The sequence below is a fragment of the Methylobacterium sp. AC690 genome (assembly GCF_979256535.1).
On record NZ_CEEDOX010000077.1, the window covers coordinates 1 to 267 of the forward strand.

Below are 267 nucleotides of genomic sequence, written 5' to 3' on the forward strand. Positions count from 1 at the left end.
CTCTCGGCCAAGGACCGGATCGCCCCGCGCCTGGCCGATCTTCCGCCGCTTTTCTGAAGCTCTTGCGGCAGGATACGTCCGGATCCGGTTCCGCTGTTCCCCGCGATCGTTCCCCCAATCGCCTTCACGAGAGACCTTTCATCCCATGCGCATCTTGGTGACGGGCGGCTGCGGCTTCATCGGATCGGCTCTGGTGCTGCACCTGGTGCAGGAGCTCGGGCACGAGGTGGCGACGCTCGACGCGCTGACCTACGCGGCCAACCCGAT

1 protein-coding gene is annotated in these 267 nt (G+C 65.9%); it reads left to right on the forward strand.

The window, feature by feature from the left end:
• Positions 1-145: 145 nt before the first annotated feature.
• Positions 146-267, forward strand: a 122-nt coding sequence (locus AC0IY1_RS25390; RefSeq protein WP_471773349.1) for an NAD-dependent epimerase/dehydratase family protein, incomplete at its 3' end; no start/stop codon positions are given.